At 66.1% G+C, this 16,151-nt stretch carries 14 protein-coding genes; 10 read left to right on the forward strand and 4 right to left on the reverse strand.

Annotated features, from left to right (window positions below):
- Positions 1-171 precede the first annotated feature (171 nt).
- The 7 genes from VMJ11_RS22245 to hpaI are packed head-to-tail and all read left to right on the forward strand — an operon-like array spanning position 172 to position 6,143.
- Positions 172-942 carry a fumarylacetoacetate hydrolase family protein gene (locus tag VMJ11_RS22245; RefSeq protein ID WP_325621816.1) on the forward strand — a complete coding sequence of 257 codons (771 nt, stop codon included), beginning with the start codon at positions 172-174 and terminating at the stop codon, positions 940-942.
- Positions 939-1,694 (forward strand): fumarylacetoacetate hydrolase family protein, encoded by a 756-nt coding sequence (locus VMJ11_RS22250; RefSeq protein ID WP_325621818.1) that lies wholly within the window; start codon positions 939-941, stop codon positions 1,692-1,694. The genes VMJ11_RS22245 and VMJ11_RS22250 overlap by 4 nt, the downstream gene beginning before the upstream one ends.
- Positions 1,695-1,728: 34 nt before the next feature.
- Complete coding sequence (gene hpaE, locus VMJ11_RS22255) at positions 1,729-3,186, forward strand: 5-carboxymethyl-2-hydroxymuconate semialdehyde dehydrogenase (RefSeq protein WP_325621820.1); 1,458 nt, start codon at positions 1,729-1,731, stop codon at positions 3,184-3,186.
- Positions 3,187-3,233: 47 nt separating this feature from the next.
- Complete coding sequence (hpaD, locus tag VMJ11_RS22260; protein ID WP_325621822.1) at positions 3,234-4,097, forward strand: 3,4-dihydroxyphenylacetate 2,3-dioxygenase; 864 nt, start codon at positions 3,234-3,236, stop codon at positions 4,095-4,097.
- A gap of 15 nt (positions 4,098-4,112) precedes the next feature.
- Positions 4,113-4,514, forward strand: coding sequence for a 5-carboxymethyl-2-hydroxymuconate Delta-isomerase (locus tag VMJ11_RS22265; RefSeq protein ID WP_325621824.1), 402 nt, complete (start codon positions 4,113-4,115; stop codon positions 4,512-4,514).
- Between the two features lie 25 nt (positions 4,515-4,539).
- Positions 4,540-5,343: a 2-oxo-hept-4-ene-1,7-dioate hydratase gene (gene hpaH / locus VMJ11_RS22270; RefSeq protein WP_325621845.1), complete on the forward strand. Its 804-nt coding sequence runs from the start codon at positions 4,540-4,542 to the stop codon at positions 5,341-5,343.
- Positions 5,344-5,360: 17 nt separating this feature from the next.
- Positions 5,361-6,143 carry a 4-hydroxy-2-oxoheptanedioate aldolase gene (gene hpaI / locus VMJ11_RS22275; protein ID WP_325621825.1) on the forward strand — a complete coding sequence of 261 codons (783 nt, stop codon included), beginning with the start codon at positions 5,361-5,363 and terminating at the stop codon, positions 6,141-6,143.
- A 65-nt stretch (positions 6,144-6,208) separates the two neighbouring features.
- Here the strand turns inward: hpaI and VMJ11_RS22280 are convergent, their stop codons facing one another.
- Positions 6,209-6,652: a MarR family winged helix-turn-helix transcriptional regulator gene (locus VMJ11_RS22280; protein ID WP_325621827.1), complete on the reverse strand. Its 444-nt coding sequence runs from the start codon at positions 6,650-6,652 to the stop codon at positions 6,209-6,211.
- Between the two features lie 168 nt (positions 6,653-6,820).
- Between VMJ11_RS22280 and VMJ11_RS22285 the strand changes: the two genes are divergently transcribed.
- Both VMJ11_RS22285 and VMJ11_RS22290 read left to right on the forward strand, forming a co-directional pair.
- On the forward strand, positions 6,821-7,591 hold the full coding sequence (locus VMJ11_RS22285; protein WP_325621829.1) for a class II aldolase/adducin family protein: 771 nt from the start codon (positions 6,821-6,823) through the stop codon (positions 7,589-7,591).
- 34 nt (positions 7,592-7,625) lie between these two features.
- Positions 7,626-8,633 (forward strand): 2-dehydropantoate 2-reductase, encoded by a 1,008-nt coding sequence (locus VMJ11_RS22290; protein WP_325621831.1) that lies wholly within the window; start codon positions 7,626-7,628, stop codon positions 8,631-8,633.
- An 81-nt stretch (positions 8,634-8,714) separates the two neighbouring features.
- Here VMJ11_RS22290 and VMJ11_RS22295 read toward each other — a convergent pair whose 3' ends face one another.
- Positions 8,715-10,004 (reverse strand): MFS transporter, encoded by a 1,290-nt coding sequence (locus VMJ11_RS22295; RefSeq protein ID WP_325621833.1) that lies wholly within the window; start codon positions 10,002-10,004, stop codon positions 8,715-8,717.
- A 531-nt stretch (positions 10,005-10,535) separates the two neighbouring features.
- Between VMJ11_RS22295 and VMJ11_RS22300 the strand changes: the two genes are divergently transcribed.
- Entirely contained in the window at positions 10,536-13,391 is a 2,856-nt protein-coding gene (locus VMJ11_RS22300) for a mechanosensitive ion channel family protein (RefSeq protein WP_325621835.1), read from the forward strand.
- A gap of 361 nt (positions 13,392-13,752) precedes the next feature.
- On the opposite strand, the gene VMJ11_RS22305 is transcribed toward VMJ11_RS22300, so the two are convergent.
- Both VMJ11_RS22305 and VMJ11_RS22310 read right to left on the reverse strand, forming a co-directional pair.
- On the reverse strand, positions 13,753-15,087 hold the full coding sequence (locus VMJ11_RS22305) for a nitrate/sulfonate/bicarbonate ABC transporter ATP-binding protein (protein WP_325621837.1): 1,335 nt from the start codon (positions 15,085-15,087) through the stop codon (positions 13,753-13,755).
- Positions 15,088-15,103: 16 nt separating this feature from the next.
- Positions 15,104-16,151 (reverse strand): ABC transporter permease subunit (locus VMJ11_RS22310; protein WP_325621839.1); only part of this gene is annotated, 1,048 nt, incomplete at its 5' end.

Here is a 16,151-nt window from a genome sequence, read left to right on the forward strand (position 1 = left end):
GGGTGGACGTACGCGAGTTTTCAGACATGGTGGTTTCGGCCAGGCGAAGAATCGGGTCAGCGGGGACACCCCCAGGGGAAACCCGCAAAAATCGGATCGAAGATTGACGACGGATCATAGCAAGCGCACTATCGCTAACATATTAGTGTTTTCAGGAAGCCAATCCAAGCCATGTTTTCCGTTGCCGATCATCTGCTGCACGTCGAAGGCGAGGCCTTGCCGCGCGACGTGAACGCGGCTGCCGTGCACGCGCTGCTAGCCACGTGCGCGGCCTGCCGCGCGCCCGTGAGCGGCGCCGTTTACGGCACGCTGCTCAACGACCGTCACGCGCTCGAAGCGCTGGGCGAAGCCGTGAACGCGCCGCCTTACAAGGCGCCGCCGCGTGCGCCCATCCTTTACCTGAAACCGCGCAACACGCTTGCGGGCCACCGCGCGCGCGTGATCGTGCCCGGCAACGAGGGCGTGCAGGTGGGCGCGTCGCTCGGCATCGTGATCGGCCGCACCGCCGCGCGCGTCGCGGCGCATGAAGCATTCGATTACGTTGCGGGCTATACGCTCGTGGCCGACCTGAGCGTGCCGCACGCGAGCGTCTATCGCCCCTCGGTGCGCTTTCGCGCACGCGACAACTTCTGCGTGATCGGCCCTGCCGTGGTGGCGCGCTCTCACGTGGCCAATCCCGACCAGCTCGCCCTCGCCGTGAACGTGGAAGGCCGGCCCGCCTTTCACGCCACAACGGCCACGAGCGTGCGCAGCGTGGCGCAATTGCTCGCCGACGTCACCGATTTCATGACGCTCGCCCCCGGCGACGTCATTACGCTCGGCGTGCCGCACGGCGCGCCCGTGGTCCAGGCCGGCGAGCGCGCAACGCTCGCCATCGGCGACTGGGCGCCGCTCGAAATCGAATTCGTCGCGGCACACGCGGCGCAGGGAGCACAAGCATGATGCGCGGACGCGTTGCCTACGCAGGCGCAATACACGAAGCCACACCCGAAGGCGGCCGCGTGCGGCTCGCCGACGGCCGCGTGCGCGAGGAGCATGAAGTCGTCTGGCTCGCGCCGCTCGAGCCCGGCACGATCTTCGCGCTCGGCCTGAACTACGCCGAACACGCGAAGGAGCTGCAATTCTCGAAGCAGGAAGAGCCGCTCGTGTTCCTCAAGGGACCTGGCACGGTGATCGGCCATCGCGGCACGACGCGCCGCCCCGCCGACGTCACGTTCATGCATTACGAGTGCGAGCTTGCCGTCGTGATCGGACGGACCGCGCAGAACGTGAAGCGCGAAGACGCCATGCAGTACGTGGCCGGCTACACGATCGCGAACGACTACGCGATCCGCGACTATCTGGAGAACTACTACCGCCCGAACCTGCGCGTGAAGAATCGCGACGGCGGCACCGTGCTAGGGCCCTGGTTCGTCGACGCCGCCGACATTGGCGACGTCAACGCGCTCGGCCTGCGCACTTACGTCAACGGCGAACTCAAGCAGGATGGCAACACGCGCGATTTCGTCACGGGCATCGCCGAACTCATCGAGTACCTGAGCAGCTTCATGACGCTCGCCCCCGGCGACGTCATTCTGACCGGTACGCCCGAAGGCGTCGTCAACGTGAACGCGGGCGACGAAGTGGTGTGCGAAATCGACGGTCTCGGCCGCCTCGTCAATACGATTGCAAGCGACGCCGACTACGCGCGTTGATCCGCCAGCGAATCGAACCCAGGATAATTTAGTCATGCGAATCGAACATCTCATCAACGGCCGCTCGCACGCCAGCCACGACTACTTCGAAACCGTGAATCCCGCGAACCAGGACGTGCTCGCGGAAGTCGCGCGCGGCGGCGCCGAGGAAGTCGATCTTGCGGTGCGCGCCGCGAAGGAAGCGTTCCCCGCGTGGGCGGCGAGGCCCCCCGCCGAGCGCGCAAAGGCCATCCGCAAGCTCGGCGAACTGATCGCGAAGAACGTGCCCGAAATCGCCCAAACGGAGACGAATGACACGGGCCAGACCATCTCGCAAACGGGCAAGCAGCTCGTGCCGCGCGCGGCCGATAACTTCAGCTACTTCGCCGAGGTTTGCACGGCCGTGGACGGCCACACCTATCCCACGTCCACGCACCTGAACTACACGCTGTTTCATCCGGTGGGCGTGTGCGCGCTCATCTCGCCGTGGAATGTGCCGTTCATGACGGCGACGTGGAAGGTCGCGCCCTGCCTCGCGTTTGGCAACACCGCCGTGCTGAAGATGAGCGAACTCTCGCCGCTCACCGCTTCGATGCTCGGCCAGCTTGCGCTCGAAGCCGGCATTCCGGCGGGCGTGCTCAACATCGTGCACGGCTACGGCAAGGAAGCGGGCGAGCCGCTCGTCGCGCATCCCGACGTGCGCGCGGTCTCGTTCACGGGATCGACCGCCACGGGCAACCGCATCGTGCAAGCCGCAGGCCTCAAGAAGTTCTCGATGGAACTGGGCGGCAAGTCGCCCTTCGTGATCTTCGACGACGCCGACTTCGAGCGCGCGCTCGACGCCGCCGTGTTCATGATCTTCTCGAACAACGGCGAACGCTGCACGGCCGGATCGCGCATTCTCGTGCAGCGCTCGATCTACGCGAAGTTCGCCGAGCGCTTCATCGAGCGCGCGAAGCGCATCACGGTGGGTGACCCGCTCGATGAAAAGACCCTCGTCGGCCCGATGATCAGCCAGGGCCATCTCGCGAAGGTACGCAGCTACATCGAGCTAGGGCCGAAGGAAGGCGCGACGCTCGCATGCGGCGGCCTCGACACGCCCTCGTTGTCCGAAGCGCTCAGGAAGGGCAACTTCGTCCAGCCGACCGTGTTCGTCGATGTCGACAACCGCATGCGCATTGCGCAAGAGGAAATCTTCGGGCCGGTCGCCTGCCTGATTCCGTTTGAGGACGAAGCCGAAGCAATCCGTCTTTCCAACGACATTGCCTATGGACTATCCAGTTACGTGTGGACCGAGAACACCGGCCGCGCGCTGCGCGTGGCGGCCGCCGTCGAGGCCGGCATGTGCTTCGTGAACAGCCAGAACGTGCGCGACCTGCGCCAGCCGTTCGGCGGCACGAAAGCTTCGGGCGTGGGCCGCGAAGGCGGCACGTGGAGCTACGAAGTGTTCCTCGAGCCGAAGAACGTGTGCGTCTCGCTCGGCTCGCATCACATTCCGCACTGGGGCGCGTGAGCGTACCTCGTACATCAGGATGACGAACCAATTTGCATGGGGAGACGATGGGCAAACTCGCACTCGCAGCCAAGGTCACACACGTGCCTTCGCTGTATCTATCCGAACTCGACGGCCCCCACAAGGGCTGTCGCCAGGCCGCCATCGACGGCCACTATGAAATCGGCCGCCGTTGCCGCGAACTTGGTGTCGACACGATCGTCGTGTTCGATGTGCACTGGCTCGTGAACAGCGAGTACCACATCAATTGCGCCCCGCGCTTCGAAGGCGTCTATACGAGCAATGAGTTGCCGCACTTCATCAAGAACATGCCGTACGCCTATCCCGGCAACCCGCAACTCGGCCACCTGATCGCCGAGGTCGCGAACGAAATGGGCATAAAGAGCCGCGCGCACAGCGAAACGACGCTCGACCTCGAATACGGCACGCTCGTGCCGATGCGTTACATGAACGGCGACCAGCATTTCCGCACCGTTTCGGTGGCGGGCTGGTGCGTGTGGCACGACCTCGCCACGAGCGCGCGCTTCGGCCTCGCGGTGCGCCGCGCGATCGAGGAGCGCTACGACGGCACGGTGGCGATACTTGCGAGCGGCTCGCTCAGTCACCACTTCGCGAACAACGGCACGGCCGAGGAGTATATGCACAAGGTCTGGGACCCGTTCCTCGAGACGACGGATCGCAACGTCGTCGCCATGTGGGAACGCGGCGACTGGAAGACCTTCTGCGGCATGCTGCCGATGTACAGCGAAAAGTGCTGGGGCGAAGGCGGCATGCACGATACGGCCATGCTGCTCGGTGCGCTCGGCTGGGACCGCTACGAGGGCCGCGCTGAAATCGTCACGCCGTATTTCGGCAGCTCCGGCACCGGGCAGATCAACGCGATTCTGCCGGTCACGCCGTTGCCGGCCTGAACGCGGGAGAACGCCATGCCCCATCTCACCCTCGAATACAGCGCGAATCTCGCTGGCGCCGAAAGCATCGGTCAGCTCTGCGAAGCGCTCGCACACGTACTCGATGCACAACGCGATGAAACCGGTGCGCGCGTCTATCCGCGCGGCGGCATCCGCACGCGCGCGCTGCGCTGCGAGCATTACTTCATCGCAGATGGCAATCCCGGCAACGCCTTCATGCACGGTTGCCTGAAGATCGGCGCGGGCCGCTCGCCGTCCGTGCGCAAGGCGACCGGCGAAGCGCTCTTCGAAGCGATGAAGCAGCACTTCGCGCAAGCCTTCGCCGCGCACGGTCTCGCGCTCTCGCTGGAGATCGTCGAGTTCAGCGAGGAAGGCGCGTGGAAACACAACAACCTGCACGCCCGGCACAAGACGTGAGTGCGCGCACGCACAGGAATTCATGATGCTAGATCAGCAAACCATCCGCGAGCTCGCCGCGCAGCTCGACGAAGCCGAGCGCACGCGCACCCAGCTGCGTCACTTTTCCAGAGCGCATCCGGAGATGACGATCGACGACGGCTACGCAATCCAGCGCGAGTGGGTCAAGCTCAAGCTCGCCGCGGGCCACACGATCAAGGGCCGCAAGATCGGCCTCACCTCGCGCGCCATGCAGCGCTCGTCGCAGATCGACGAGCCCGACTACGCACCGCTGCTCGATAGCATGTTCATTCCCGCCGGCAGCGACATACGCGCTGACCGCTTCATCGCGCCGCGCGTGGAGGTGGAACTGGCGTTCGTTTTGAACGGGCCGCTGCAAGGGCCGAACGTGACGCTATTCGACGTGCTCGACGCCACCGCGTATGTCACGCCGGCCATCGAGATCATCGACGCGCGCATCGAGCAATTCGACCGCGAGACCAAGGCACCGCGCAAGGTATTCGACACGATCTCCGACTTCGCGGCCAACGCGGGCGTGGTGCTGGGCGGACGCCCCGTGAAGCCGCTCGACGTGGACCTGCGCTGGGTGGGCGCGCTGCTCTACAAGAATGGCGCGGTGGAGGAAAGCGGGCTGGCCGCGGCCGTGCTCAACCATCCGGCGACGGGTGTGGCGTGGCTCGCCAACAAGATCGCGCGCTACGACGAGCGGCTCGAAGCCGGCGACATCATTCTGAGCGGCTCGTTCACCGCCCCGATTCCCGCGCGCGCAGGCGACACGTTCCATGCCGACTATGGTCCGCTCGGCGGCATCGGCTTCAATTTCATCTGATCAGGATTGCCAACCGTATGACCGCACCCGCCAACCCGTTCAAGCGCGCGCTTGCGCAAGGCCGCCCGCAAATCGGCCTGTGGGCCGCGCTGGCCGACTCGTACGTGACCGAACTGCTCGCGAACACCGGCTTCGACTGGCTGCTGATCGACGGCGAGCACGCGCCCAATGATCTGCGCAGCACGCTCGCGCAATTGCAGGCCGTCGCGCCTTATCCCACGCACCCCATCGTGCGGCCCGTGCGCAACGACACCGCGATCATCAAGCAGTTGCTCGACATCGGCACGCAAACGCTGCTCCTGCCAATGATCGAGAACGCCGATGAGGCGCGCGCCGCCGTGGCCGCAACACGCTATCCGCCGCACGGCGTGCGCGGCGTGGGCAGCGCGCTTGCGCGCGCCTCGCGCTGGAACGGCTCGAGCGATTATCTGCATCATGCCGCCGGCGAGTTATGCGTGCTGGTCCAGGTGGAAACGACGAGCGCACTCGCGCAGCTCGACGAGATCGCGGGTGTAGATGGCGTGGACGGTGTGTTCTTCGGCCCGGCGGACTTGAGCGCTTCCATGGGCCTGCTCGGCCAGCCGGGCTCGCCGCGGGTGCGCGAAGCGATCGGCAAGGGCATACGCGCTGTGCGCGCACAAGGCAAGGGCGCGGGCGTGCTCGCGGCCGACCCCATCATTGCGAACGAATATCTCGAAGCCGGCGCGACCTTCGTAGCCGTGGGCAGCGACGTGGCACTGCTCGCACGCAGTGCGAGCGATCTCGCCGCGAAGTTCCGCCAGCCCGCGACGCGCGGCTGACACGCCTCTTACCGCCACCGCGCGTGTTCAGTGCCAAAGCGCGCGCGGCACCTTGCAAGCCTGCTTCAATCGCTTTCTTCGCCGCTCGCCACGAGTTTCGCCAGTACGGCCGCCAGCACCGCGCGCTCGTGCTCGCTCAACGTGCCGAGGATCGCGTCGTTCGTAGACTTCGAGATCGCCGCCGCACGGCGGTGGGTGCTGCGGCCCTGCTGCGTGAGCGCTACGAGCACGCCGCGCGCGTCCGCCTCGTTCGAAGTCTTGATGAGCAGGCCTTTGCGCTCCAGCACGTCGGTGGCGCGGCTTGCCTGGCTGCGATCGAGATTCGACACACGCCCGAGATCCGACACCGACAACGGCCCGAACGCACCCACGCTTAGCAGAATACGCGCCTCCGTGAGCGAGAGCGAAAGCGCCGCCGCGAACGCGTCGTTCATCGTCCGGTCGGTCTGCTTCTTGATCACATGCAGCCGGTACGTGAACAGCTCTTCAATGTTGTGCTTCCCCGTCATTCGTCTTCCTGACTGATTTCGCCGGCCGCAACGATACGACCACGCCGTTAGCATAGCATCGCCGCAAGCGCTGTCATGCAGGAATTCCATCGAAATTTTGATGCTTGCGCACGCATCTATTTGAGCATATGATCGCCGTCATCAGTGCCTGAAAAGGAGGAGACTGTCATGAATGAAAACATCCAGCGCTCGCGCCCCGAATGGTGCGACCCCACGGAATGGGAAGCGCGTGTGCAGCTTGCCGCCGTGTACCGCGTGTTTCATCTGATGGGCTGGACCGAGCTGATCTTCAACCACATCACGCTGCGCGTGCCCGGGCCGCACAAACATTTCCTCATCAATCCGTTCGGGCTCACGTATGACGAAATCAAGGCCTCGAATCTCGTGAAAATCGATCTCGAAGCCAATATCCTGAGCCCGAGCGAGTATCCGATCAACCCGGCCGGTTTCGTGATTCATAGCGCGATCCACGCGAACGTGGAAGATGCCCATTGCGTGATGCACACGCACACCACGGCAGGGCTCGCGGTGGCCTGCATGGAAGGCGGTCTCGCGTCTACGAACTTCTATTCGGCGCAGTTGCACGACATGGTTGCCTATCACGACTTCGAAGGCATCACCGTGCACGCAGACGAGAAAACGCGCATCCTGAAGTCGATGGGCGACAAGCGTCTGCTCATCCTGCGCAATCACGGGCTGCTCTCCCATGGCGTGAGCCTCGCCCATGCGTTCGCGCTATTGTGGACGCTCAATCGCGCCTGCGAAGTACAGGTCGTGACCGATTCCATGCGCGGCCAGACGCTGCCGATCGCGCCGGACATCACCGAGCGCGCCACGCGCGACGCGCTGCAGTTCTCGCCTGAGCACGGCGCGGGCCAGAACGTGCTCGACGCGCTGATCCGGCGTGTGACGCGCATCGATCCCACCTACCAGGAATAGGCACGATTGGCCACGATTAGTCAGGAGTGAAGCGTTGAATACACCTAATCAAAAGATCACCGTCGTTGGCGGCGGCGCGATCGGCGGCCTGATCGCAGCGCGCCTTGCGCATGCCGGCGTCGCGGTGAACCTGCTCGCGCGCGGCGCACATCTGGAAGCCATCCGCCGCGACGGCCTCACGATCGTCGAAGGCGACACGCGCTACACGCAGGCCGTGCACGCCACCGACACCGCCGCATCGCTCGGCGTGCAAGACCTCGTCTTCGTCTGCCTGAAGGGCCAGGCGCTCGTGCAAGCGGCCGCCTCGCTCGCGCCGCTCGTCGGGCCGCACACGCACATCGTCTCGGCGATGAATGGCGTGCCCTGGTGGTTCCTCCATGCGTTCGGCGGCGCGCGCGCGAACGGGCGGCTCGAAGCGGTCGATCCTGGTGGCGTCGTCTCGGCGGCGTTGCCACCCGAGCAGGCCTCGGGCTGCGTCGTGCATCTTTCGTCGTCGATCGCGGGGCCCGGCGTGATCCACAAGGGCAACGGCAACCAGTTGATCGTCGGCGAGGGCTCGCCGCAAATGGCCGCGCACGCGCAAGCCGCGCGCGAGCTGCTCACGCGCGCGGGCTTCGAGGTCACGCCGGGCGCACCCATCCAGGCCGATATCTGGGCGAAGCTCTGGGGCAACATGACGATGAACCCCATCAGCGCGCTCACGCGCTCGACCGCCGACGTGATCCTCGACGATCCGCTCACGGCGGGACTCGTGAGCGCCGTGATGGCCGAGGCGAGATCGATAGGCGAAGCGCTCGGCATCCGCCTCGCGATGACGATCGAAGAGCGCAACGCGATCACGCGCAAGCTCGGCGCCTTCAAGACCTCGATGCTGCAGGACGTGGAAGCGGGCCGCACGCTCGAAGTGGAAGCGCTGCTAGGCGCGCCGTACGAACTCGCGCAACGCATGGGCCTCGCAGCGCCTTCGCTCGGCATGCTCTACGGACTCGCGCGCCAGCTCGACGCGAATCTCGAAGCCACACGCCGCGCCGTTGCGCGCTAAAAAGGCCTCAGCGGCGGCATAATCCATCGGGAGCGCGCCATCGGCCTGCGCTCCTCGCCGATCATTTCCAGGCGTGCACGATCAATCCTCGAGCGGCTTGCCCGTGAGGTCGCGAATGAACGGCAGCGCGAGGCACGAGAGCGCCACGCATGCCATCACGTACCACGCAGGCGAGAGCAGATTGCCGGTGGTCTTCACGAGCCAGGTCGCGATGGTCTGCGCGAAGCCGCCGAAAATCGCCACCCCGATGCTGTAGACGATCGCCATGCCCGTCGCGCGCACGGCACGCGGGAACATCTCCGGCAGCATCGTGATGGAAGGTGCGGCCTGCAGCCCGAGCAGCACGCTCAGGCCACCCACGGTGATGAGAAGCCGCGCCGCATCCGGGCCGCTCGCGAGCCAGAGGAACGCCGGATAGATCAGCAACACGACTGCCACGCGCGGCCACAGGATCAGCGTGCGGCGGCTCAGACGGTCGCAGAGCAGCCCCGAGAGCGGCGCGACCACGAAGGTCACGACGCCGGAAACGAGCCCCGCCAGCAAGGCCGTCGGCGCGGGCACCTTCAGCTCGTGGATCGCATAGGTCGGCATATAGAACGTGACGACGTAGGCCGTGACCGTGGAGCCGATCGTCAGCAGGATGCCGAGCCCCGCGCGGCGCCAGTGGTCGCGCAGCACGGTCAGCACCGGCATGCGCTCCTGGCTCGCCTGCTCGGGCGTCTGTTCTTCCAGGCGCCGGCGAATCCACATGCCGATGGGCGCGATCACCACGCCCATGAGAAACGGCACGCGCCAGCCCCAGGCGAGCAGCGCGTCGGTCGTGAGGAAGGTGGTAAGGAGTCCTGCCATCAACGCGCCCAGCGAAACCCCGATGCCCTGGCTCGCGAACTGGAAGCTGCCGAGCAGGCCGCGATTGGTGGGCGTGCCCGCTTCGATCAGCAGCGTGGTGGAAGCACCCACTTCGCCGCCGGCGGAAAAGCCCTGCAGCAGCCGCGCGAACACGATCAGAACGGGGGCGGCCACGCCGATCTGCGCGTAGGTGGGAGCCAGGCCGATCAGCATGCAGCCCACCGCCATCATGAAGATCGTGAGCGTCATGGCGGCCTTGCGTCCGGCGCGGTCGGCGTAAGCGCCAATCACGATGCCACCCAGTGGCCGCATCACGAAGCCCACGCCGAAGGTCGCCACCGAGGCCAGCAACTGGCCATAGCTCGACATGGTGGGGAAGAACAGCTTGCCGATGGTCAGCGCAAAGAAGCTGTAGACGGTGAAATCGAAGAATTCGAGCGCGTTGCCGATCGTCGCGGCGACGATCAGCTGCGTGCGGCTCAGTTTGCCCTTCTGCACTCCGGACATGCTGACGCTGTTCATGGGCTCTCCTCGTTGGCCTCTGGCGGGCCTCAATGGTGGATCGTGCAACGTTAGCATTCGCGGGTGCGCGTGCGCCACTGATCAAAACCCGCGTAGAGAACGTGGCGAGAAGCGGCGCCGGTCCCCGAAAAAGCGCTTGCGCATCCCTCGAAGCGTCCCTCTTTATCCGCACCTGCCGTGTGCGGTTCAACCGCGCCGGTGCGCCAAAAGAGGCATACTCCGAGGCGTAGCCAGCTCTCCCGTTTCGCGCGCCGCGCCGTTTGCGGCTCCGCAAACGCCATGTGGCCCCGCTCGGGCACAACATTTGCGGCAGCGCCACAAACGATCGGACGAATCGGGCGACGGCAGCGTTCACCGCGCCAACGCGCCCCAAGCGCACGCCCCAAACTCGTCCCGCTGTCTTTTCTTTCCGCCGCCACTCAAGGTCGTCGACACCCGACCCGTAAGCCCATGACAAGGAAGTTGCTTTCTTTCGCCTTTCGATTACCACGCACGCCACGCTTGCATTTTCTGCTCGCCGCATTCGCCTGTATGACACTTGCGCTCGGCGCTTCGAGCGCGACGGCGGCGACACCGGCCTCCGTCGCCGCAATGCTCAAGCCCGCTGCGAGCCCCTCGCATCCGTCCCAACCCGCTGCGCACGCGCCCAATGCCGACGTGCATGTAAGCAACCCAGCCGCCCCCGTCGCGTTGACGCCCAACCAGGCGCAAGCGGCGCTCCAGGTCCTCGACGATCCCGTGCAGCGCGGCCGCGTGGAAGACACGCTACGCGCCATCGCAGCTGCCGGTGCGCTCGCCGCGCCCGCATCGGGCAGTGCGCCTTCCAGTACGGCGGCGACTGCGTCCGGGGCATCCGCAGCCACGCCGGCTTCCACGCCGCTCGCAGGCGCGCTGCGCTCGAACGGTCTCGTCGCTCAGCTCGCCAATCACGCTGCGCACGGCGCGAGCATGGTCGGCCAGCATCTGAACCATACGTTCTCGACGTTGCTCGGTCTCTGGTCCACGCGTAACTGGTGGCAGGACCACCTCTCCACACCGGAGGGTCACGCGTTGCTGCTGAGCCTTTTGCGCGTGCTGGCGCTCACGCTCCTGCCCGCGCTCGTGCTCGCAACGCTGCTGCGCCGCGCCATCGCCACGCCGGAGCGCGCCATTGCCGCGCACCAGGCCGCCAGACAACGCGACGGCGACGACACCCCGGAAGGCGGCGTCATGCCCTCACCGCAGCCGCAATCGCCCGAAGCCACAGGTACGAGCATCGCGCTCGCGGCGCAAGCCGGGGCACACGCAAAGGAGGAAGCCCTGCGTGAAGCCGCCGGCATGAAACCCGCCGACAACCTGGCCGACAACAAAGCGGACAACGAGGCGCACAACAAAGCGCACGACGAAGGCAAGACTGACGGCGACCCGAACGCCGGCCCCAACGCCAATGCGCGCGCCAACGAGGCGGCACGCGCAACCGTCATCGCCGTCCAGGCCGGGGACAACGCCGCCGCCTCGCTCAAGAGCGCCGCCGAGCGTGCGAAAGAGGCCTATCACGTGTTGCGCGGCGCGCACCACTGGCGCCTGCTCCAGCGCCTGCCGGGCGCGCTGCTCGTGATGCTGCTCGAAGTGGTGCCCGTGGTCGCGTTCGGCCTGTGCGCCGCGGCCGTGCTCTCGCTGTTCGGCCCCGACGACGCGGCGAGCGCCGAAGCGGTGGGCCACATCGTCGATACCTATGTGATCTGTCGCATCGCCGTCATGTTCGGCAAGCTGCTGTTCGCACCCGAAGCGGCCGCGCTGCGCCTCGTGCCGCTTCCCGACGACTGGGCCGCCTACGCGCAGCGCTGGGTTGTGCGCATCGTCACGATTGGCGGCGTGGGCGGCGCGATTGGCGGCGCGGTGCCGCTCGGCATGACCGAAGATGCCCATCTCGCGCTCGTGAAGGTCGTCACGCTGATCGGCCACCTCGCGCTCGCCGTGATGATCCTGCAGTTGCGCCGCCCCGTGGCCGACGCAATGCGCAAGGCGGCCGCGCGACACGGCTCGTACGCGTGGTTCATGCAATGGTTCGCCGACATCTGGGTTGGCGTGGCGCTCTTCGTCGTCATTGCATTGTGGTTCGTCTGGGCGCTCGATCTGCGTGGCGGCTACGCCGAACTGGTGCGCGCGGGCGGTCTCTCCCTCGTCGTCCTGCTCGCCGCGCGCGTGAGCGCGATCGTGCTGCTCGGCGCGCTCAGCCGCCTGTTCGGCTTGCGCGAAGGCCCCGAGAACATGAGCTTCGGCCAGCGCCGCGCCTATCGCTACTACCCCGCGCTGCGGCGAATCGTGATCGTGGCGATCTGGATCGTGACGCTCGACCTGCTGCTGCACACCTGGGGCCTGCGTCCCGCGCGCATTCTCGCGCTCGCGCCCATCGGGCATCTGCTCGGCTCCGCGCTGCTGACGATCGTCATCGCCGTCGTTGCCGCCGTCGTGATCTGGGAGTTCGCAAACGGCGCGGCCGAGCGGCGCCTGAACGCCTGGACCGACACGGGCGACTTCGTGCGCGCCGCGCGCCTGCGCACGCTCTTGCCGATGTTCCGCACCACGCTGTTCGTCGCGATCCTCGTCGTGGTCGGGCTCACCGCGCTCTCGCAGCTCGGCGTGAACACCGCGCCGCTCATTGCGGGCGCAAGCATCTTCGGCGTGGCGCTCGGCTTCGGCTCGCAAAAGCTCGTGCAGGACTTCATCACCGGCATTTTTCTGCTGACCGAAAACGCCATGCAGGTGGGCGACTGGGTGACGGTGGCGGGCGTGTCGGGTACGGTCGAGTTCCTTTCCATTCGCACCGTGCGCCTGCGCGGCGGCGACGGCTCGCTCTATACCGTGCCGTTCAGCTCGGTGACGACCGTGAACAACACGAACCGCGGCATCGGCAATGCGGCGGTGAAGGTGGCGATCGCGCATGGCGCGGATCTGCAACGCGCCATCGACACGTTGAAGGAAATCGGCGCCGAGATCCGCAACGAAGACGCCTACAAGGACGGCATCCTCGGCGACTTCGCCTACTGGGGCGTCGATCAGGTGGACGGCGCGAGCGTGACGCTCGTCGGCCAGATCCAGTGCAAGGATTCGGCGCGCTGGGGCGTGCAGCGCGAGTTCAACCGCCGCGTGCTGCTGCGCTTCACCGAGCGTGGCATCGAGCTCGCGAACCCGCAGCGCAGCTTCCTCGTCGGCATGGCGCGCGAAGGCGATGTCGAAGGCCTTGCCTACGGCGACGATCGCGAGGACGACACGGGCGACGATCGCACGCGCGCGCAATCGCGAGACGCTTCGAAGGCTACGCAAGGAGCCGGCAAGCCTCGCAACGGCAGGAGCGGCGCGTCGGCCGACGGCCACGGGCCGTCGAGCGGCGGCAAGCCCAACTGACGCGTTGAAGCCGCAGCCGGTGCGCGGTTCGCGCGCACCGGCCTCACCCTTCGCTTCGCCTGGTCACCATCCCGAAAAGGCTCACCGATGCACCGCGCGAGTCGCCGCGGCGCAGTGCCGGTGGAACAAACTTTCCCATCTAATCAAGGGCCTGCGCGCAGTGCCCACGGTGCGGCGCACACACGGCGCGACGGCTCCCGAAGAAGCTCACCTTAGGCGCGCTTCGTGGGCTGATCTATCGTGGGCTCTGCCAAGCCGTGGCGAATATGAGAGAAGCGAGGGGGAAGACGTGACCGCCGCCGGGGCGGCGGCATGAAGAACGCCGGGCGGCAAGCCGCCCGGCTGCGCGCGTAGATGCGCTTTACGCCTCGACGTCCTCGAGGCTGAAGATTTCGGTCTGGTCGTTGTACGAGAAGACCTCGCCATAGCGTGCCCAGTCGATCACGGTGTCGAGCGTTTCTTCGGCGGCGACGTCGGAAAGCACGTCTTCCAGCTCCTGCTCGAAGCGCACGCGCGGCGCACGATGGCCCGGACGCTCGTCGAGCACCTTCTTGATCCGCGCCGCGAGCGGCACGTTGCGTAGGAGGTGATCGGCGAACATGAGCTTGCGCGCCTGCGTGCCCATCTCGGCAAATACACGCGCGGGCGGCGTGAGCAGCACGTCGCCCTCGCGCACGTCAGCAAAGCCGAGCTGCTGCAGCATTTCCACGATCGGGAACAGATCGTCCACTTCCAGGTGCAGCGAGCGGGCGATTTCCGGCATGTCGGCGCGGCCATGGTAGGGCGCGGCCGCCAGCGTCTCGATCAGACCGGCCATTGTGTTCGTCGAGACGTCCGGCAGGCGGCTGCCCACTTCGAGACGGCGATGCGTGGCCTCGGCGGCTTCGCGCGCGGTCATCTTCGCGTAGATGTCGTCCACGAGCTTGCGGAACGCCGGGTCCAGACGATTGCGCGGATGCTTGAACGGCACCTTGATCTCGGCCACCACGCGGCCCGGATTCGACGACAGCACGAGAATGCGGTCGCACATGAACACCGCTTCCTCGATGTTGTGCGTGACGATCAGCATCGACTTGATCGGCATGCGGCCTTGCGTCCACAGGTCGAGCAGGTCGGTACGCAGCGTCTCCGCCGTGAGCACGTCGAGTGCGGAGAACGGCTCGTCCATCAGCATGAGCATGGGATCGACCACGAGCGCGCGGGCGAAGCCCACGCGCTGGCGCATGCCGCCCGAAAGCTCACGCGGATAGGCATTTTCGAAGCCGTCCAGACCGATCAGGTCGATCGCGGCCAGCGCGCGCTCGCGCCGCTCGCGCGCGCCCACGCCCTGCGCTTCGAGGCCCGACTCCACGTTCTGCAGCACCGTGAGCCACGGGAACAGCGCGAAGGTCTGGAATACCATCGAAACGCCTTTGGCGGGCCCTTCGAGCGGCTTGCCGAGCCAGTTCACTTCGCCCGCGCTCGGCTCGATCAGGCCGGAGATGATGCGCAAGAGCGTGGACTTGCCCGAGCCGGAACGGCCGAGCAAGCCTACGATTTCGCCCTCGCGCAGCGAGAGGTTGACGTCGTCGAGCACGAGGCGCTCGTCGTCCTTCTGCGCGAAGCCGCGCGAAACGTGCTTGACCGCGAGCACTTCTGCGCCTGGCGCGGGGCGCACCGAAAGCAGGTCGGGTGAGACGGTTTGAGGATTCAGCATGTTGGTCTACTCCATCTCAATCGAGGCGCAGGCGGGCCTCGGCGAACGCGTACATCGGACGCCAAAGCATGCGGTTGAACAGCGTGACGAACAGGGACATCATCGCGATGCCCAGGATGATCTTCGGGAAGTCGCCAGCGGCGGTCATCTGCGCGATATACGCGCCGAGGCCATGCGCCTCGATCTTGGTATCGCCCCACTGCACGAACTCGGAGACGATGCTCGCGTTCCACGCGCCGCCCGAAGCGGTGATCGCACCCGTGACGTAGTACGGGAAGATGCCCGGCAGCATCACGCGGCGCCACCATTGCCAGCCGCGGATATGGAAGTTCTTTGCCGCTTCCTTGTAGTCGTTCGGATAAGCGGTGGCGCCCGCGATCACGTTGAACAGGATGTACCACTGCGTGCCGAGCACGATGAGCGGCGAGAGCCAGATGTCCGGATTCAGGTGGAACTTCACGATCACGATGACGAACACCGGGAAAAGCAGGTTCGCCGGGAACGCCGCGAGGAACTGTGCGAGCGGCTGGATCTTCTCGGCGAGCGCCGGGCGCAGGCCGATCAGCACGCCGAGCGGCACCCAGATCACCGATGCGATCACGATCAGCAGCAACACGCGCATGAGCGTGATGAGGCCGAGCACGAACACATGGCCGACTTCGTCGAGCGTGACGCCCGTGCGCACATAGACGGCCACGCGCCAGACGACGTACACCGTGAGCGCAATCACGAAGAGCGCCCAGACGATATCGCCGGCGCGCGAGCGCACGCTGCGCGTGACGCTCACCACAGGCATGGCCTTCGGCAACTGCACGCGAATCGGCACACGCGCGAGCGTGGCGAGCAAAAAGCCCATCGGCACGAGCAAACGGTGAATGAGCCGCGTGCGGCGGATCAGATCGAGCAGCCACGATTCGGGCGCGTCGCCCGAGCTCGTGGTCTCCATGCGGAACTTGTCGGCCCATGCCACGAGCGGGCGGAACAGGAACTGGTCGTAGGCGAGGATCACGACCGTCATCGCGAGAATCACCCAGCCCACCGCGTGCAGGTTCTTTTCCGTGATC

Origin of the sequence: Paraburkholderia sp., assembly GCF_035501035.1 — a bacterium.
Classification (GTDB): Bacteria; Pseudomonadota; Gammaproteobacteria; order Burkholderiales; family Burkholderiaceae; genus Paraburkholderia.